Consider the following 18,328-nt stretch of genomic DNA (forward strand, 5'->3'; position numbering starts at 1 on the left):
ATGCTTTTCCATTGGCCCTTTGGTCGTTAGGGAGAACTCCGTTCTTATGATTCGCCGCTCGTTGCCTGCCGTGTTTGCCTTGATCTTCGCCGCGCCGTTGTTGGCGGCGCCTGCCGGTCAGCAGACCCTGTTCAACTTCGTTCGCCCCGCCGACGTGGTGAAAGTCGTCACCGAAAACACTGACCTGCCACAAGCCAACGCCGAACAGACCCAGGAAGGTGAAGTACTGCGCCGGGTGACGTTCAACCCGGTAGCCCGCCCGACCCTGCGCCTGACCCCGCAGGCCGGTGCGTGGGACTGGTCGCAGTCCGGGATGATGAGCCTGCGGCTGCAAAGCGCAATGAACTGGGCCGTGACGGTCTACGTGCAAATCCAGAGCAACAACGGGCAGACGCTGACCAGTCGCGTCGACCTGCCAGCGGGGCCGGCACAAACCCTGCTGGTGCCGCTGGTGGCGACCTCGCCGCTGAGCCAGGGCATGAAGGCCGGGCCGCCGATGCCGGTGACCGTCGATGGCCAGCGGATTCTGTTGGCCAGCAGCAGCGGCGAGCTGGATCGCAGCCAGGTGGTGTCGGTCAGTCTGTCGATGGATCAGCCGAAAGTGCCTCAAAGCCTGCTGCTCGAACGTTTCGGCGTACAGGATGGCGATGCGGTGACGCAGGCCGTGTACGGCAATCTGGTGGACGCCTACGGGCAGTCGACCCGTAGCAGATGGCCGGAAAAGGTCACCAGCGACGAACAACTCAAATCTGCTGCCGCCAAAGAGCAGCAACAGCTGAAAACCTGGCTGGCCGAACGCGCCAAGTCCTCGCTGGACAAATTTGGCGGCTGGAACAAGGGCCCGACGTTCAAGGCCAGCGGCTTCTTCCGCACCGAGAAACGTGACGGGCGCTGGTATCTGGTGACCCCTGAGGGCCATCCGTTCTACTCCCTCGGCGTCAACACCGTCAGCCCGGACGTCAACCAGACATACGTGGCCGGTCGCGAATACATGTTCGAATCCCTGCCCAAACCCGACGAACCGCTCGCCAGCCATTTCGGCGAAGGCGATAACCGGGGCGGCAATGGTGCCGATCAGGGCCGCGGTTACGGCAACGGGCGCTGGTACGACTTTTATGCCGCCAACTTGCAGCGGGTCTACGGCGAACCGTGCAAATCGGCCAGTGCAGGCGCATCCGGTGTCGCAGCAGCGGCGAAGACGCAAGCCGCCGAAAGCGTTGCCGCCAACACCGCAGAGCGTGCAGCTGTGCCGACTGAGCCGAAGGCCGGGGTTGCCGAAGCGGCGCAGACCGATGCTGTGCAAGCGACGAACGCCAACGCAGCCGCGCCCTGCACAGCCGCCCTCGATGAGCAGCAATGGGCCAGCCACACCCTTGATCGCCTGCAAGCCTGGGGCTTCAACACGGTTGGCAACTGGAGTGCGCCGCAGTTGGGCGACACCGAGCGTGTACCGTACACCTTGCCGCTGTCGATCGTCGGCGATTACACCAGCATCAGCACGGGCAGCGACTGGTGGGGCGGCATGCCGGATCCGTTCGATCCACGCTTCGCCATGGCCACCGAACGTGCCGTGGCGATTGCCGCCCGTGATCACCGCGACGATCCCTGGCTGATCGGCTACTTTGCCGACAACGAACTGGCCTGGGCCGGCCCCGGTGACGATCCGCAATCGCGCTACGCGCTGGCCTACGGCACGTTGAAAATGACCACCGACGTGCCGGCCAAACGCGCGTTCCTCAAGCAACTGCGCGACAAATACCGTAATCAGGCGGGGTTGTCGAAGGCATGGGGTATTGATCTGCCGGCTTGGGAACTGATGGAAGACCCGGGCTTCGTGCCGCCGCTGCCGAACCCTGAACACCCGGAAATCGAGGCCGACTTCAAGTACTTCCAGAAGGTCTTTGCCGACACCTACTTCAAAACCATTTCCGACTCGCTGAAATGGCACGCGCCCAATCAGCTGCTGCTCGGCGGCCGTTTCGCCACCAGCACCCCGGAAGCCGTGGCCTCCTGCGCGCAGTATTGCGATGTGTTGAGTTTCAACATGTACACGCTCAAGCCACAGGACGGCTATGACTTCGCCGCGCTGGGTGCCCTCGACAAACCGGTCTTGATCACCGAGTTCAACTTCGGCTCGACCGATCGCGGCCCGTTCTGGGGCGGCGTGACGCAGTTGAGCCGGGAAGAAGATCGCGGACCGGCCTACGCCAACTTCCTCAAGCAGGCGTTGAGTGAACCGTCGATTGTCGGTGTGCACTGGTTCCAGTATCTGGATCAGCCGGTGACCGGGCGTCTGCTCGATGGCGAGAACGGGCACTTCGGACTGGTCGGGGTGACGGATCTGCCGTATCAGGGGTTTGTCGAGACTGTGCGCAAAAGCAACCTGCAGGCGCTTGAACAGTTGGGCAAGGAGGCTGAGAAAGCGGCCGCTGCGGCGGGGCATGAAGCTGAAGGCGGACGCAAGGGCGAGGCCGGCAAGGGGCCGGGTGCCAGTCATGCGGGTGGGCATTCCGGGAATGGTCACTAAGGTTTAGACCGCGTTAGCGTTCTTCGCGAGCAAGCCCGCTCCCGCATTCGATCTCTGCTGCACTGAAGATCAGTGTGGCAGCGGGCCTGCTCGCGAAGGTGCCAGTAGCCTCACCACAGCATTTAACCGTCTGGCCCGCAGCTGTTCCCAAATCCCTCTAGGGCTGGAACAATGCGGGCCACTTTGTAGAGCGTTTTCGCGGGGGAGTTGCGGGTGCAGATTCAGGGACATTACGAGCTTCAATTCGAAGCGGTGCGCGAAGCCTTTGCCGCACTGTTCGACGATCCCCAGGAACGCGGCGCAGCCCTGTGCATCAAGGTCGGTGGAGAAACCGTTCTCGACCTCTGGTCCGGCACTGCCGACAAGGATGGTCGCGAGGCCTGGCACAGCGACACCATCGCCAACCTGTTTTCCTGCACCAAAACCTTCACCGCCGTCACCGCGCTACAGCTGGTTGCCGAAGGCAAGTTGCAACTTGATGTTCCGGTTGCGCGCTACTGGCCGGAATTCGCCGCCGCCGGCAAAGAGTCGGTCACCCTGCGCCAATTGCTCTGCCATCAGGCCGGTCTGCCGGCCTTGCGTGAATTGCTGGCGCCGGAAGCACTGTACGACTGGCAAACCATGGTCGACGCCCTCGCGGCCGAAGCACCGTGGTGGACGCCGGGCACCGGCCACGGTTATGCCGCAATCACTTACGGCTGGTTGATGGGTGAGTTGCTGCGGCGCGCCGACGGTCGCGGGCCGGGGGAGTCCATCGTCGCCCGTGTCGCCAGGCCCTTGGGCCTGGACTTTCACGTTGGCCTGGCCGATGAAGAGTTTCATCGCGTCGCGCATATCGCACGGGGCAAAGGCAATGCCGGGGACGCCGCCGCTCAGCGTCTGCTGCAAGTGACCCTGCGCGAACCGACCGCGATGACCACCCGCGCCTTTACCAATCCGCCCTCGGTGCTCACCAGCACCAACAAGCCGGAGTGGCGCCGCATGCAGCAGCCGGCGGCCAACGGCCACGGCAACGCACGCAGTCTGGCGGGCTTTTACGCCGGTTTGCTCGACGGCAGCCTGCTCGAGAGCGACATGCTCGAAGAGCTGACCCGCGAACACAGCCTCGGCGAAGACAAGACTCTGTTGACCCGTACCCGTTTCGGTCTGGGCTGCATGCTCGATCAACCGGACGTGCCGAACGCCACCTACGGCCTCGGCCCGCGGGCGTTCGGCCATCCGGGCGCGGGCGGTTCCATCGGTTTTGCTGATCCTGAGCATGATGTCGCGTTCGGTTTTGTGACAAATACCCTGGGGCCGTACGTCTTGATGGATCCGCGCGCGCAGAAGCTCGCGCGGGTGCTTGCCACTTGTCTGTAAAGTTTCATTCGGGGTTCCAGGGCCGGAACCTCATGCGGTTTTTCGATTCAAACCGACTGTTTATCCGGGCGAAAGAGCTCTGATTTTTCCTTACTTCATTTTGTGGACTTTCAATGTCATCTAAAAAGACCCTCGCCCTGGCCCTGTGCGTTGCAATGACCGGTTGTGCACAGACTCCGAAAAACGATGCAGACGGCGGCAGTTGGTGGCCGTTCGGCTCTTCCGACAAAGTCGCAGCCAAAGAGCCAGCACCTGCTCCAGCCCCGCTGAAACCTGCCGCCACTGCACCGGTGGCCAAGACCGAAAGCAGCAGCCACTGGTACTGGCCGTTCGGCAGCTCCGATGATGCAGCGGCCAAGGCTGAGGTGAAACCTGAAGTAAAACCTGCAGCCAAAACCCCGGTTGCAGTGGCCAAGACCGATGCCAACACCGGCAGCAAGTGGTGGTGGCCGTTCGGCGGCAAGGATCAGTCCACTGCCAAAGTAGTGCCGATGCCTGACCCGAAAGTCACCCAGGCCTGGCTGGATGACTACGAGCCACGCCTACGTGCGGCAATCAAGGACAGCAATCTGCAACTCGAGCGCCGTGACAACGTGCTGGTGGTGATCGCGCCGGTGGAGGGCTCGTTCAACCCGAAGCGTCCGGCCATGTTGCTGCCGGTGACACTCAGCCCGTTCACCAATGTTGCGAAAATTCTCGAAGCTGACCCGAAAACCGCGGTACTGGTGCTCGGTCACAGCGACAACACCGGCGCCGCGCCGGCCAACGTCAAACTCAGCCAGGAGCGCGCCCAGTCCGTGGCGGCGATCTTCCGTCTGAGCGGTTTGCAGCGTGATCGCCTGATGCTGCGCGGCATGGGCGGCGATGCCCCGCGTGCCGCCAACGACAGCGCCGAAGGCCGTGCCCTGAACCGTCGCGTCGAATTGCTGGTGACCCCGCAGAACACCATGGTTGCCCTGCTGAGCAAATACAACATGCCGGCACCGGCACCGACCACGATGATTGCCGCCCAGGACGTCAAGCCTGTAGCCAAGCCAGTAACACCGGCGCCGGCCGCTTCCAAAGCCGCCGTACCTGCAACCAAAAAGGCGCCAGCGAAGAAAGCCGCCGTACCTGCAACCAAAAAGGCGCCAGCGAAGAAAGCCGCCGCCAAGGCTCCGGCGAAAAAAGCGGCGGCCAAGGCTCCGGCGAAAACGCCTGCCAAGAAAACCGCTCCAGCCAAAGCGGCGACCACTGACAAGAAAGTCGCCGCCACCGATACTTCCAAGCAGTGATCCGCTAACGAAAAGGAATGCGCCATGACCCAGGCTCTGGCAGATATGCGTCGTGATTACACCCGGGATGGCTTGACCGAGGCGCAAGCCCCGAACGAGCCGTTTGCGTTGTTTCACCAATGGTTTGCCGACGCGGTGAAAACCGAACAGGCGCCCGTGGAGGCCAACGCCATGACCCTGGCCACGGTCGATACGCACGGACGACCGCATTGCCGCATTCTGCTGCTCAAGGGCCTGGACGAGCAGGGGTTCACCTTTTTCACCAACTACGACAGCGCCAAGGGCCAGCATCTGGCGGCCAATCCGTTTGCCGCCATGACGTTCTTCTGGCCAACCCTTGAGCGTCAGGTGCGCATTGAAGGGCGGGTGGTGAAAGTCACGCCTGAGGAGTCCGATGCGTATTTTCAGGTGCGTCCACTGGGCAGCCGCCTCGGGGCCTGGGCTTCACCGCAGAGCCGGGTGATCAACGGCCGGGGTGAGCTGGAAGAGTTGCTCAAGGCCACCGAACAGCGCTTCAGCGACACCCAGCCGCATTGCCCGGAACATTGGGGCGGTTACCGCTTGCTGCCCGAGCGCATCGAGTTCTGGCAGGGGCGTTCGAGCCGCCTGCACGATCGCCTCAACTACCGCCTGCAGGGCGCCGACTGGATTCTTGAACGTCTGGCACCCTAGGCAGTCTACCGAGCGCAATAGCTTGCCGCAGCGGCCTCCAGCCACTGCGGCAAATCCTTGCGCTTGATATTTTGCGCCTGCGCGTCCGCCAACCGTTCAAGCATGAAGGCGCGTTTACCTTCATCCTTGCCCGCCAGCGACAGTGCCAGGTCGCGATCCATCCAGCGTTTGATGCGCACGTAAAGCCACCAATGGAAGTACAGTCCCGCAACGGTGGTGACGAAAATGATGAAGTAATCCATGAAAATCCTTGGTGTCGGTGGCGCAGAATCGGTAATTTGGCGCTACTGTTGGAAAACCTTGCAGGCGTCTGTACCGCGCCTGAATGAAAGCCAATTTATCCGGGCTGCGCCGTGACAGGCGTCAAGCAGCGGAGTTTAATGAATATATGTTCCTTTGGAGTTGATGCTATGCGTAAGTCTGTTCTGCTGGTTGCTTCCTTTTCCACGATGGCGATGTTGCTTACCGGCTGCCAATCGAGCCTGACCGGTGACTCCTACTCCCGTGACGAAGCGCGTCGTGTACAGACGATTCGCATGGGGACCATCGAATCCTTGCGTCCGGTGAAAATCGAAGGCACCAAGACCCCGATCGGCGGCGCTGCAGGCGCAGTGGTCGGCGGTGTCGGCGGCAGCGCGATCGGCGGCGGTAAAGGCAGCATCGTGGCTGCGGTCATCGGTGCGGTGGCGGGTGGTCTGATCGGTTCGGCCACTGAAGAAGGTCTGACCCGTACCCAGGGCGTGGAAATCACCGTGCGTGAAGACGACGGCAGCATGCGTGCCTATGTGCAGCAGGTTCAGGAGAATGAAGTGTTCCGTGTTGGCGAGCGCGTGCGCATCTCCACCGTTGGCGGGACCAGCCGCGTTTCGCACTAAGCGGAATGTAGGGTAAAGAAAACCCCGATCAGGTGACTGCTCGGGGTTTTCTTTTAAGGTATTTACGCGCTTCCATGACAACCCATCTGAAAATTGTATTTAGAGTCGTAGAAAGCTCGACCGATTAAAGCTTCCAATTGTTTTATCTGCTCTTGGTCGAGGTCATAACCAAAGATTTCGTCTTCGGGATTGACCCAATGCATGATTATTCTGAGCCGCTCAATGTTTCCATCGGGAACGGGGATCTCGAAAGCTAACCGAGCTGTGCGTTTATTAAATGCCTCGACGGTGTGTTTCAGCTTGAAGTTGCCATAAGTCATTCGATGCACACCAACTGAACTATATGAGTTGCGTCCAAGAGCTTTTCTCCCGTCCAGTCCTCCAAAACTTTTATCTGCGCTTCGTCTAAATCAGAGCCATCGAACTCATCTTCAGGGTGTTGCCAGTTCATCAGGGCCTTCAATGCTTCCTCGTGATGCGCCGCGATCTCTACGGTCAGGAGCAAATCCTCAGTCTTTCGATCGAATACCTCTATTACATGCTTCATTTTTCTACTCTCCTTGTGGAATCGGCAGGCTTTGTTTGTTTCCCTGTTTTCGGGTCGTATTCTCCAAGGTGTTTTCCTTGCTTGGTGTACATCTCAACCTTGCCATGCTGAGAGTCCCATTCGTAAATTTTCCCCGATGCATCTTTCCAACGTCTTCGCTTTTTTCCTCCACCGCGAACGGAGGTTTTCAGTGGTGCAGGTTTCACGTCTGGAAAGGCCGGCAGCGAAACAGGGGCGGGGTGGTATTTGAAGTCTTTAGGAACGTTTAAGACTATATAGACCGGCCTGATTCCCGAGCTCGCCGGAAAAACCAGAATAAAATCCCTGTACTCCGGCGGATAAACCGGATTAACCAGAATCCCGTCCGCCGCTTTCGTCGGCGGATAAACCCAGATGTGCGGTGCCTGCGGTGCAGCCTCCAGCGCGGAAATACCGAGGATGTCCGAGCCATCCACAGCAGGCGTCCAGATCAGCTCTACGCCTTCACCCAAGTCAGCAATGAACTGGCTGCCACGCAACTTGAACTGCACGACATCAACCATTTCCCAATCGCGATTCTTGCCGGTGTAGAAGCCGTAGCCCTTCAGGCTGCCGTCGGCCTGCTGTTCGACTCTCAACCGAACACGCGTTCGCGCCTGTTCAAGTCCACGCAGTTGCTCGTCGGTATAGAGCGCGCTGTCACCAAGGCTCGAGGGTGTGAACAGCGCCACCAGGGTCACCAATGGCGTGATCACTGCGGTGGATATAACTGTGGGCAGTGCTTTGAAAGCTGAACCCGTCAACGCAAAACTGCCGAAGCCTGCCGGGATGGCCGTTGCGCCGATTTTCTTGAGAGGAACTGCGCCGTTTTCATCAGCCTCGCGAGCGCCCAGCAGGATCAGATCGCCGTAATCCTTCAGGCTGTCGGTCGGCACCATCCCCGAAGGACTCGAGTAATCGATAATCGAATCCGGCAATTTGCAGGACTTGGCAAATACGCAACCGGCACGCACGGGCTCGGCTTTTTTGGCCGCAACTTCACGGCTGCGCTCGAAAGCCTCCTGCCGCGCCAGCATGGCGTCGTAAGCGTTTTGTCTGGCGTCGCGCTCGGCCAGTTCAGTGGCCGTCATGTAGCGGTAGGTGACGTGATGCCCGTCGCCTTGCGGTGGGCTGGAAACCCGGGGAATGTCCTTGTTGCCAGCCACTGATCGTCCTTTCGTTCATCCGTCGACAGCCCCTCGCAAAGGGCTACGCAACGTTAACGAAGCAGGAAAATGGTGGCTGTAGGACGCGTCTCCATAGACGTGGAGATTATTCGCTGTGTAGCAGGAACGCAGGAAATTTGTGGTGAGGGAGCAAGCTCCCTCGCCACAGAGGTTATATCGGTTGGGAGTTCTTGCGACTCGCCGCCGCCGTCACCGCATAACCGATCAACGCCGCCAGAATCGAACCGGTCAGAATGCCCATTCGGTCCATTCCGACGTAATCGCTTACGCCCGGTTCAAAAGCCAGCGAGCCGACGAACAGGCTCATGGTGAAGCCGATGCCGCACAGGATCGCCACGCCCAGCACCTGGCCCCAATTCGCGCCTTGGGGCAGGGCAGCGATGCCGGCTTTCACGGCCAGCCAGGTCAGGCCGAACACACCGACAGTCTTGCCCAACAACAGGCCAATCGCGATGCCCATTGGCACATGGTGGGTGAAGCTTTCGACAGTGACGCCGCTCAGCGACAGGCCGGCGTTGGCGAAGGCGAACAGCGGCAGGATGCCGTAGGCCACCCACGGATGCAGCGCATGCTCGAGGGTCAGCAACGGCGACGGTTCGGCATTTTTCGTGCGCAGGGGGATGCAGAACGCCAGTGTCACACCGGCCAGCGTCGCATGGACGCCGCTTTTGAGTACACAGACCCACAGGATCAAACCGATGATCATGTACGGCCCGAGTTTGACTACACCCAACCGATTCATCGCCACCAGCGCCGCGATGCACGCCGCCGCCAGGCCCAGCGACAGGGTCGAGAGTTCGCCGGAGTAGAAGATCGCAATGATCACGATGGCGCCCAGGTCATCTATGATCGCCAGGGTCATCAGAAACAGTTTCAGCGACACTGGCACCCGCTTGCCCAGCAGGGCCAGCACGCCGAGGGCGAAGGCAATATCGGTCGCGGTCGGGATCGCCCAGCCGCTCAGCGCGGGCGGGTTGTCGCGGTTGAGAAACCAGTAGATCAGCGCCGGTATCAGCATGCCGCCGATGGCTGCCGCGCCGGGCAGGACGATCTGCGAAGGCTTGGACAACTGGCCGTCGAGCACCTCGCGCTTCACTTCCAGGCCAATCAGCAGGAAGAACATCGCCATCAAGCCGTCGTTGATCCACAGCAGCAGGGGTTTAGCGATTTTCAACGCTCCGATCTGCGCCACCACCGGAGTGTCGAGCAGGCCGGTGTACAGCCACGACAGTGGCGAGTTGTTGATAATCAGAGCCAGGATGGCCGCGGCGATCAATAACAGACCGCTGGCAGCTTCCAACTGAAAGAAACGCGTGAAAGTGCTACGCAGAGGCAAGGTCGCTCTCCATCGAAAGGTCAAAAGGTGGAACACCCTAACCCGTACTGTTAGTTGTTAAAACAAAAGTTATATTCTTTTTTGTTATATGGCGTTACAACGCAGCTTTCCCGAGGCCACGCTGAGCCTAGCAGTTGCCTGACATATTGAGACTCAGCTGTATCTGTGCGCGATTCGGGTTTTTTCCTAAGCTGATGGACGAGCCTTCAAAAGGAGGTCGATTTTCTGCCCGATTCAACGAGAACCCTCACCATGAGCGACAACCGACAGTGGGCCCGCGAAGCCATCCGCATCATCGAGGCGGACTTCCAGCGTAGCGCCGACACCCACCTGATCCCCTTGCCACTGCCGGGTTTTGCGGGCATCGAGCTGTATTTCAAGGATGAATCCAGCCATCCGACCGGCAGCCTCAAGCATCGCCTGGCCCGGTCGCTGTTTCTCTACGCGTTGTGTAACGGCTGGCTCAAACCCGGCGCGCCGGTGATCGAGGCGTCCAGCGGTTCGACGGCGATTTCCGAGGCGTATTTCGCGCGGATGCTCGGTTTGCCGTTCATTGCGGTGATGCCGGCGACCACCTCCAAGGAGAAGATCGCGCAAATTGCCTTCTACGGTGGCCAGAGCCATCTGGTGAAGGATCCGACGCAGATCTACGCCGAGTCCGAACGTCTGGCGCGCGAGCATGGCGGCCACTTCATCGATCAATTCACTTATGCCGAGCGCGCCACGGACTGGCGGGCGAACAACAACATCGCCGAATCGATCTTCCAGCAGATGCGCTACGAGAAACACCCGGAACCGAGCTGGCTGATTTCCAGCCCCGGCACCGGCGGCACCACTGCGACCCTCGGCCGCTATGTGCGCTATCGCCAGCACTGCACTCGCGTGTTGTGCGCCGACGCCGAGCGTTCGGTGTTCTTTGATTACTACCAGACTGGCGACGCCAGCCTGCGTCTGGACTGCGGCTCACGGATTGAAGGAATTGGCCGGCCTCGGGTGGAAGCGTCGTTTCTGCCCAAGGTGATCGATGCGATGGTCAAGGTGCCGGACGCCTTGTCGCTGGCCGCCATGCATTATCTGGCGCAGCGTCTGGGGCGGCATGTCGGCGGGTCGAGCGGCACCAATCTGATTGGCGCATTGATGGCGGCGCAGCAGATGAAAGCGGCGGGGGAGTCGGGGTCGATCGTGGCGATTTTGTGCGATGGCGGTGAGCGTTACGCTGACACCTATTACGACCAGGACTGGCTCAAGGCGCAGGGGTATGAGTTGAGTGGGTTGGTCGAAGCGGTGGCGGCGAGTGCCGAGCGGGGGGAGCCGCTGCCTGACTCTGTCCTGCGTGCAAACATCTGATCAAGAGCAGAGACCAATGTGGGAGCGAGCCTGCTCGCGAAGGCGTCATCTCATTCAACATCATCGTTGTCTGAAATACCGCTTTCGCGAGCAAGCTCGCTCCCACAGGGTTTTGTGTTGGGTCAGCTAATGCTGATCAGGCTTCGAGGCCGAGAATGTCGCGTGCTACAGCCTCGGCAATCCGAATCCCGTCCACGCCTGCCGACAGAATCCCGCCGGCATAACCCGCACCTTCGCCGGCCGGGAACAGGCCCTTGACGTTCATGCTCTGCAACGACTCGTTACGCGTGATGCGCAGCGGCGACGAGGTACGGGTTTCGATCCCGGTCAACACGGCGTCGTGCAACGAATAACCGCGAATCTGTTTCTCGAACGCCGGCAGGGCTTCGCGGATCGCTTCGATGGCGAATTCCGGCAAGGCCAACGCCAGATCACCCAGCGCTACGCCGGGTTTGTACGACGGCTCGACTTCGCCCAGTTCGGTCGAAGGCGTGCCGTTGATGAAGTCGCCGACCAATTGCGCCGGGGCCTTGTAATCGCTGCCGCCGAGGATGAACGCATGGGATTCCAGGCGCTCCTGCAACTCGATCCCCGCCAGCGGGCCGCCCGGATAATCGACTTCCGGGGTGATGCCGACGACGATCCCGGAGTTGGCGTTACGCTCGTTACGCGAATACTGGCTCATGCCGTTGGTGACCACCCGGTTTGGCTCGGAAGTCGCCGCGACCACGGTGCCGCCCGGGCACATGCAGAAGCTGTAGACCGAACGGCCGTTTTTGGCGTGATGCACCAGTTTGTAGTCGGCGGCTCCGAGTTTCGGATGGCCGGCGTACTTGCCCAGTCGTGCGCGGTCGATCAGCGATTGCGGGTGTTCGATGCGGAAACCCACCGAGAACGGCTTGGCTTCCATGAACACGCCACGGCTGTGCAACATGCGGAAGGTGTCACGGGCGCTGTGGCCCAGTGCCAGAATCACATGTCTGGAGTGCAGGGTTTCGCCGCTCGCCAATTGCACGCCGACCAGTTGGCCGTCTTCGATCAGCACGTCGCTGACGCGCTGCTGGAAGCGCACTTCGCCGCCCAGCGCGCGGATCTCTTCACGCATGGTCTCGACCATGCCAGTCAGGCGGAACGTACCGATGTGCGGCTTGCTGACGTAGAGGATTTCTTCCGGCGCGCCGGCCTTGACGAACTCGTGCAGGACTTTACGGCCAAGGAACTTCGGGTCCTTGATCTGGCTGTACAGCTTGCCGTCGGAGAACGTGCCCGCACCGCCTTCGCCGAATTGCACGTTGGACTCGGGGTTGAGCACGCTTTTGCGCCACAGGCCCCAGGTGTCCTTGGTGCGCTGGCGCACTTCGGTGCCGCGTTCGAGGATGATCGGCTTGAAGCCCATCTGTGCCAGCAGCAGGCCGGCGAAGATCCCGCACGGGCCGAAACCGACGACGATCGGGCGCTGGCTCAGGTCGCTCGGCGCCTGGCCGACGAATTTGTAGCTGACATCCGGCGCCACGTTGACGTTTCGGTCGTCGGCGAACTTGCCCAACACCTTGGCCTCATCGCGTACGTTGAGGTCGATGGTGTAGATGAAGCACAGTTCGGAGGACTTTTTGCGCGCATCGTAGCTGCGCTTGAACAAGGTGAAATCGAGCAAATCATCGCTGGCGATGCCCAGGCGTTGCACGATGGCGGCGCGCAGGTCTTCTTCGGGATGGTCGATTGGCAGCTTGAGTTCAGTGATTCGTAACATGGCGGGGATCCGGGTTCGCGGGGCGCACAACTGCGCCAAGGCGTTTGAAGGCCGCGATTATAAGCCGCAAAGGCCGGATCCGGTGAGGCTAAAACGCTCAGTCGTTGCGCGATCCGCCGAAATACCCGCAGCCGCGCTCGACCTGGCCGTCGATGCGCAACTCGGCGCTCATGTGCTGGACGCTGCCGGTGCTGCTGTCGACGCAACGTTGTGGTGCGACCCACAGCTCGATGCGCTGGTTGTTGGCTTCGCTGCTGAGGTTGAAGCGGCCGTCGCCCAGTTGCTCTTCAACATAAGGCACGGCCAGCGGCGGCTGTCCGGCGCGGTCGATGACCATGCCTTTGCCGCTGACCTTGACGTTCCATTCCGGGCCATGGCCGGCGGCGCGCAGGATCAGCAGTTTGAAATTCGGGTCGTCACACGCCGTGCCGGAACGTTCGACGCGGTACAACTGGGTCAGGTCGAGACGGTCGCCGGCGATCTTGCCGCGTACATCGGCGAACAACTTGCCCTGTTGATCGGCGAGCGTGGCGGCCTCTTGCAGCACGCTGGTGCCGCCGATGTCGTTGACCGCGTACTGACGCTGTTCGCCACACGGCTGGAACACCAGTTTGCCGTCGGCCGCCGTCAATTGCCCTTGCATCCGGGATTGCCCGACGTGGGAAGCACTCTGACGCGGGCCATCCAGCAATTGGCAGCCGGCAAACAACGGCAGCAGGGCAATAACGATCAAAGAACGGGCAACACGCATCTTCGGCTCTCCAGACAAGTGCCGCCACGTTACTGAGGCTGGCTGCCGATCACAAGGTTTGTCTGGCCACTATTGAATTGGGCACAGGGGCATCACATAGTCTTGGGCCGATTGGGTCTGATGGATCAAGGAGATCGCCATGCAATGGAAACATGCACTGCTGCTGTTGGCAGTCGCAGGCTGTGGGACCAGCCAGGCTGCCGATATTGATTTTTCCTCCGCGGCAGATTTCACCCGGATGGAGATACTGCTCAAAGATGACCCCAGCGCCCAACCGGATCATGTCCGGCTTTCCGTGACCCTGTCTCCCGAGGCGACCATCAGGGCTCGAAGGATCAGTCGAGAGGCGCTGGGCCAGCCATTGAACCTGTCTATCAACGGCCAGCACATTTCAACGGCGACGGTGCATTCGGAGCTGGGGGCGCAACTGATGATCGTGATGTCGCGCCCTGTGGCCAAAAAACTGCTGCCGACTTTGATCGAGAAGTGAAAATCAACCCACGTGAAAGGTCTGTCCGGTCTGCAGGCCTTCGACACTTTTTGCGTAGGCCAACGCCACGTCCGCCGCGGGAACCGGCTTGTAGCCACGGAAGTACGGGGCGTAGCTGCCCATCGCCTCCAGCAGTACGGTCGGGCTGACCGAGTTCACCCGCAGACCGCGAGGCAGTTCGATGGCGGCCGCTTTCACAAAACTGTCCAGTGCACCGTTGACCAGCGCCGCTGACGCACCGCTGCGAATCGGATCATGGCTGAGTACGCCGGTGGTGAAGGTGAATGACGCACCGTCATTGGCGAACTCGCGGCCGATCAGCAGCAGGTTGACCTGGCCCATCAGTTTGTCCTTGAGGCCGAGGGCGAAACTGTCTTCGTTCATCTCTCCCAGAGGGGCGAACGTCACGTTGCCGGCGGCGCAGACCAGGGCGTCGAATTTGCCGGTTTTTTCGAACAGCTGGCGGATCGACGCACTGTCACTGATATCGACTTGCAGATCAGCGCTGGTGCGACCGATGCGAATGACTTCGTGGCGTTGCGACAGTTCTTTGTCCACGGCTGAACCGATGGTGCCGCTGGCGCCGATCAACAGGATTTTCATTGTGCTGTGCCTCAAGTGATTGAACGAGGTTTCAGTCTAGAGTGGTTTTTTCTACGGATAAGCGCGCTAATGGGCAACCTTTGGTTTTCAAATGGAAACAATCCATGAGTGAAATGGATGATCTGGCGGCGTTCGCGGTGTTGATCGAGGCCGGCAGTTTTACCTTGGCGGCGCAGCAATTGGGTTGCAGCAAGGGACAGTTGTCCAAACGCATCAGTCAGCTGGAAGCGCGATTTTCCGTGGTGCTGCTGCAGCGCACCACGCGCCGCCTGAGCCTGACTGCCGCGGGCGCAGCGTTATTGCCGCAGGCCCAGGCGCTTGTGGTTCAGGTCGAACGAGCGCGTCAGGCCCTGGCGCGGCTGAAGGACGACATGGCCGGTCCGGTGCGGATGACAGTGCCGGTGTCGCTGGGGGAAACCTTCTTCGATGGCTTGCTGCTGGAGTTTTCCCAGCAGTACCCCGAGGTGCAGATCGAGTTGGAGCTGAACAACAGCTACCGTGACTTGTCGCGCGACGGCTTTGATCTGGCGATCCGCAGTGAAGTGGCCAACGACGAGCGACTGGTGGCGAAACCCTTGTTGGCCTGGCAGGAGATGACCTGCGCGAGCCCCGCCTATCTCGAGCGGTTCGGCGAACCGCTGACGCCCCAGGCGCTGGCCGATCATCGTTGCCTGCTCAATAGCCATTACAGCGGTCGCGAAGAATGGTTGTATCACCAGCAACACGAATTGCAGCGGGTGCGGGTGTCGGGACCGTTCGCCAGCAACCATTACAACCTGCTCAAGAAGGCCGCACTCAGCGGGGCGGGCATCGCCCGGTTACCTTCGTACCTGTTGCAGGCGGAATTGGCTGACGGGCGATTGCGCTGGCTCCTGCGCGATTTTCAGACTCGACGCATGCCGATGTACCTGGTGCACCCTTATCAGGGCGGTCTGCCGAAACGCACGCAAGTGCTGGCGGACTATCTGATGGGCTGGTTCAAGCGCAGTGGCGAGGCGCTGGATCGCCTGCCGAAATAGCTCTGCAATTCATTTCCAGTGGGATTCTGCTCAGCGCGAAAAGTGGCGGGCGATCAGATGGTCAATCGACAGCTTGCCCGGCCCGGTCGTCATCAGGTACAGCAACACGGCCGCCCAGGTGCCGTGGGTCGGATAGGCATCTGGATACACGAACAGTTGAATGGTCAGGGTCATGCCCAACAGCGCCAGCGCCGAAAACCGCGTAGCGAAGCCGACCAGGATCAGCACCGGGAAGAAGTGTTCGGCAAACGCGGCCAGGTGCGCGGCGACATCCGGCGACAGTAACGGCACGTGATATTCACTTTTGAACAGCGCAATGGTCGAGTCCGCCAGGCGTGGCCAGCCGAATTGAAACGTGCCGTCGATCAGGTCAATGGCCAACCCTTCGACCTTGGTCTGCCCGGACTTCCAGAACACCGCCGCAATCGAGAAACGCGCAATGAAGGCGATCAGGCTGTGGGGGATTTTCTCCAGCAGGGCGATGGCGCGGGTGATGAGGTTGTTCATGGCGATTCCTTGTTTTTCAGGTGGACGATGGCGTTGCTGGCAATCAACAGCGCGAGGGTGTGGCTGAGGTCGAACGGCGGGCTGTTTTGCGCGGACAGCAACAGCGGTTGGTCATTGAGCAGGTGACGCAGAAACACACTGGCGCCGGGTTCGACGGCAAACACCTCGATGTCGAGGCCGTTGCGCAGCACCAAGGCGTGCTGCCCGTGCCGGGTGTCGATGCCGCTCAGCGTCGCATCACCCTGATGCGCAGCCCAGATCGCAACCACGGCGTAGTGCGAGTCCAGCAAGTGCAGCGACGGATGAAGCTTGAAGCGCAGGTCGCTCAGCGCAGTCGGATCGGCGAGTGCCGCGGTGATCTGCTCCGGGCGCACCGGCAGTGCATCGCCGGCGTGGTAGGCGCGGGTGCGCAGGCGTTCGAGCCGTGCGACGTCGGCCAGATACGGCACGCTCGCTGCCGGCTCGAATGCGTCGAGGAAGGCTGGCAGCGCTTCGCCGTAGCGACTCATCAACGGGGTTTCTGGCGGGTGTTGTTGTACGAAAACAGCGGCCATGGCGCGGAAAAAATCCTCGCCGACCAATTGCTGCACCACCGGATAGCTGTCCGCCAACGCGTTGATCAGCGAACTCTGCACATTGTTGCGATACACCGAAAACCGACTGGCCGGATCGGCCCCGTTGGCACTGCACAGCCCATCGGGGCAGGGCAATTGCGGGTCGAGTAGCGCGGCAGCAAAAGCCGCTTGATGACTCATGACCGGACTCCCGCACCGAGCAGTATTTCGTCGGCCTGCCGTGCCTCGGCCAGCAGCACATTGAAGGCCGGGACCTGATTGTCACGTTCGATCAGCGTCGCTACCGGGCCGATACGCTCCAGCGCTTGTCGGTACAAGGCCCAAACGGTTTGATCAACCGGCGCTCCGTGATCGTCGATCAGCAAGCGGTCACCGAGGCTGTCGCAATCTTCGGCAAACCCGGCCAGATGAATCTCACCGACGGCGTGCAGCGGCAGCGCGTTGAGGTAGGCCTGCGGATCGCGTTGATGGTTGATGCAAGAGACGTAGACGTTGTTGACGTCGAGCAGCAAGCCACAGCCGCTGCGACGGATGACTTCACTGATGAAGTCGGCTTCGTCGAGGGTCGAGTGTTGGAAGGCCAGATAGGTCGCCGGATTTTCCAGCAGCATCGGGCGTTTGAGGGTGTTCTGCACCTGGTCGATATGCGCGCAGACGCGGTTCAGCGTCGGCGTGTCGTAGGCCAGTGGCAGCAGGTCATTGAGGAACACCGGGCCGTGGCTCGACCAGGCCAGGTGTTCGGAAAAGGATTGGGGTTGATAACGCTCGATCAGCCCGGCCAGACGCTTGAGGTGCTCTGTGTCCAGTGGCCCTTCGGCACCGATGGACAGGCCGACACCGTGCAGCGACAGCGGATACTGTTCGCGGATCAAACCGAGAAAATGATGAAACGGACCGCCGTCCACCATGTAGTTTTCGGCGTGGACTTCGAAGAAGCCGAGGTCCGGTAGTGAGCCGAGCACTTCACGAAAGTGCCCGGTCTTGAGCCCCAGCCCGGCACGGGGCGGGAGCCCGGGGAGGGCTGCCTGAGTGCGGGGTGGGACAGGTTCGTCGAGGGTGAACATGATCGTCACTCAGGCAGGCCGCAGGTCAGGACTTGGCTTTGAACGCTTCCATCTGACCGAAGCCGGTCGGCGAGGTCTTGCTCTCGGTGGTGGCGCAGGTGCCTTTCGGAACCAGTTTCCAGGCGTTGGCCTGGTAGTCCATTTTCGACGTGCCGGCACAGGTGGTGCCTGCACCAGCGGCGCAATCGTTTTTGCCTTTCAAGGCCACGCCGAAGCATTTTTCCATGTTGGCGTCGGCCGCCTGGGCGGTGGAGACAGTGGCGATGCTCAGAGCGGAACCGAGGGCCAGAACCAGGGCGGTGGCGGACAGGGTGCGGGTGGTAGCAGTCATGATGTCTCTCCAGATTTGAACTTGGGTTTTGCAAGCAAAGTGCGCTTGCTTGTCCCTCTAGAGAAACGAGGCGGCGTGGCGTTACAGCTCACTCAA

At 60.8% G+C, this 18,328-nt stretch carries 20 protein-coding genes; 8 read left to right on the plus strand and 12 right to left on the minus strand.

The genetic code is table 11. The features are described 5' to 3' along the window. Positions 1-46: 46 nt before the first annotated feature. The 4 genes from HV782_RS07190 (at position 47) to pdxH (ending at position 5,832) form a co-directional block, all read left to right on the plus strand. Positions 47-2,527 carry a beta-galactosidase gene (locus HV782_RS07190; RefSeq protein WP_186744487.1) on the plus strand — a complete coding sequence of 827 codons (2,481 nt, stop codon included), beginning with the start codon at positions 47-49 and terminating at the stop codon, positions 2,525-2,527. Positions 2,528-2,740: 213 nt separating this feature from the next. After that, the gene (locus HV782_RS07195) at positions 2,741-3,886 is read left to right on the plus strand and encodes a serine hydrolase domain-containing protein (RefSeq protein ID WP_123465262.1); all 1,146 of its coding nucleotides are present in this window, start codon (positions 2,741-2,743) and stop codon (positions 3,884-3,886) included. 113 nt (positions 3,887-3,999) lie between these two features. Next, complete coding sequence (locus tag HV782_RS07200; RefSeq protein WP_186744489.1) at positions 4,000-5,160, plus strand: OmpA family protein; 1,161 nt, start codon at positions 4,000-4,002, stop codon at positions 5,158-5,160. A 24-nt stretch (positions 5,161-5,184) separates the two neighbouring features. Then, entirely contained in the window at positions 5,185-5,832 is a 648-nt protein-coding gene (gene pdxH, locus HV782_RS07205; protein WP_123465266.1) for a pyridoxamine 5'-phosphate oxidase, read from the plus strand. Positions 5,833-5,837: 5 nt separating this feature from the next. Here the strand turns inward: pdxH and HV782_RS07210 are convergent, their stop codons facing one another. Then, positions 5,838-6,074 (minus strand): hypothetical protein, encoded by a 237-nt coding sequence (locus HV782_RS07210; RefSeq protein WP_128615359.1) that lies wholly within the window; start codon positions 6,072-6,074, stop codon positions 5,838-5,840. Between the two features lie 168 nt (positions 6,075-6,242). On the opposite strand from HV782_RS07210, the gene HV782_RS07215 reads away from it, so the two are divergent. Then, positions 6,243-6,707 (plus strand): outer membrane lipoprotein, encoded by a 465-nt coding sequence (locus tag HV782_RS07215; RefSeq protein WP_007969461.1) that lies wholly within the window; start codon positions 6,243-6,245, stop codon positions 6,705-6,707. 62 nt (positions 6,708-6,769) lie between these two features. Here HV782_RS07215 and HV782_RS07220 read toward each other — a convergent pair whose 3' ends face one another. The 4 genes from HV782_RS07220 to nhaA all read right to left on the minus strand — a co-directional run bounded on the left by HV782_RS07220 (position 6,770) and on the right by nhaA (position 9,795). Further along, the gene (locus tag HV782_RS07220; RefSeq protein ID WP_225931063.1) at positions 6,770-7,027 is read right to left on the minus strand and encodes a DUF7683 domain-containing protein; all 258 of its coding nucleotides are present in this window, start codon (positions 7,025-7,027) and stop codon (positions 6,770-6,772) included. Then, positions 7,024-7,254 carry a DUF7683 domain-containing protein gene (locus HV782_RS07225; RefSeq protein ID WP_123465270.1) on the minus strand — a complete coding sequence of 77 codons (231 nt, stop codon included), beginning with the start codon at positions 7,252-7,254 and terminating at the stop codon, positions 7,024-7,026. The genes HV782_RS07220 and HV782_RS07225 overlap by 4 nt, the downstream gene beginning before the upstream one ends. After that, positions 7,251-8,438: a colicin E3/pyocin S6 family cytotoxin gene (locus HV782_RS07230; RefSeq protein WP_186744490.1), complete on the minus strand. Its 1,188-nt coding sequence runs from the start codon at positions 8,436-8,438 to the stop codon at positions 7,251-7,253. Before HV782_RS07230 ends, HV782_RS07225 begins: the two co-directional genes overlap by 4 nt. 172 nt (positions 8,439-8,610) lie before the next feature. Beyond that, the gene (gene nhaA, locus HV782_RS07235; RefSeq protein ID WP_186744491.1) at positions 8,611-9,795 is read right to left on the minus strand and encodes a Na+/H+ antiporter NhaA; all 1,185 of its coding nucleotides are present in this window, start codon (positions 9,793-9,795) and stop codon (positions 8,611-8,613) included. Between the two features lie 252 nt (positions 9,796-10,047). On the opposite strand from nhaA, the gene HV782_RS07240 reads away from it, so the two are divergent. After that, a complete protein-coding gene (locus HV782_RS07240; protein ID WP_123465276.1) occupies positions 10,048-11,142 on the plus strand; it encodes a PLP-dependent cysteine synthase family protein in 1,095 nt (364 codons plus the stop codon). Between the two features lie 136 nt (positions 11,143-11,278). Here the strand turns inward: HV782_RS07240 and HV782_RS07245 are convergent, their stop codons facing one another. Then, on the minus strand, positions 11,279-12,892 hold the full coding sequence (locus tag HV782_RS07245; protein ID WP_186744492.1) for an NAD(P)/FAD-dependent oxidoreductase: 1,614 nt from the start codon (positions 12,890-12,892) through the stop codon (positions 11,279-11,281). A gap of 97 nt (positions 12,893-12,989) precedes the next feature. Beyond that, entirely contained in the window at positions 12,990-13,643 is a 654-nt protein-coding gene (locus tag HV782_RS07250) for a COG3650 family protein (RefSeq protein ID WP_123465280.1), read from the minus strand. A gap of 139 nt (positions 13,644-13,782) precedes the next feature. On the opposite strand from HV782_RS07250, the gene HV782_RS07255 reads away from it, so the two are divergent. Next, positions 13,783-14,133, plus strand: coding sequence for a hypothetical protein (locus HV782_RS07255; protein WP_186744493.1), 351 nt, complete (start codon positions 13,783-13,785; stop codon positions 14,131-14,133). 3 nt (positions 14,134-14,136) lie between these two features. Here the strand turns inward: HV782_RS07255 and HV782_RS07260 are convergent, their stop codons facing one another. Beyond that, entirely contained in the window at positions 14,137-14,736 is a 600-nt protein-coding gene (locus HV782_RS07260; RefSeq protein WP_123465284.1) for a short chain dehydrogenase, read from the minus strand. 104 nt (positions 14,737-14,840) lie between these two features. On the opposite strand from HV782_RS07260, the gene HV782_RS07265 reads away from it, so the two are divergent. Further along, the gene (locus tag HV782_RS07265; RefSeq protein WP_128614982.1) at positions 14,841-15,755 is read left to right on the plus strand and encodes a LysR family transcriptional regulator; all 915 of its coding nucleotides are present in this window, start codon (positions 14,841-14,843) and stop codon (positions 15,753-15,755) included. Positions 15,756-15,785: 30 nt separating this feature from the next. Here HV782_RS07265 and HV782_RS07270 read toward each other — a convergent pair whose 3' ends face one another. From HV782_RS07270 to HV782_RS07285, 4 genes are read right to left on the minus strand one after another with little or no spacing between them, the layout of a single operon-like run. After that, positions 15,786-16,262 carry a DoxX family protein gene (locus tag HV782_RS07270; RefSeq protein WP_123465288.1) on the minus strand — a complete coding sequence of 159 codons (477 nt, stop codon included), beginning with the start codon at positions 16,260-16,262 and terminating at the stop codon, positions 15,786-15,788. Beyond that, the gene (locus HV782_RS07275; protein WP_186744494.1) at positions 16,259-17,017 is read right to left on the minus strand and encodes an HvfC/BufC N-terminal domain-containing protein; all 759 of its coding nucleotides are present in this window, start codon (positions 17,015-17,017) and stop codon (positions 16,259-16,261) included. The genes HV782_RS07270 and HV782_RS07275 overlap by 4 nt, the downstream gene beginning before the upstream one ends. Further along, positions 17,014-17,901 (minus strand): MNIO family bufferin maturase, encoded by an 888-nt coding sequence (gene bufB / locus HV782_RS07280; RefSeq protein WP_186744495.1) that lies wholly within the window; start codon positions 17,899-17,901, stop codon positions 17,014-17,016. The genes HV782_RS07275 and bufB overlap by 4 nt, the downstream gene beginning before the upstream one ends. 25 nt (positions 17,902-17,926) lie before the next feature. Continuing rightward, positions 17,927-18,232, minus strand: coding sequence for a BufA1 family periplasmic bufferin-type metallophore (locus HV782_RS07285; RefSeq protein ID WP_128614473.1), 306 nt, complete (start codon positions 18,230-18,232; stop codon positions 17,927-17,929). Positions 18,233-18,328 lie beyond the last annotated feature (96 nt).

The sequence above is a fragment of the Pseudomonas monsensis genome (assembly GCF_014268495.2).
GTDB lineage: Bacteria > Pseudomonadota > Gammaproteobacteria > Pseudomonadales > Pseudomonadaceae > Aquipseudomonas > Aquipseudomonas monsensis.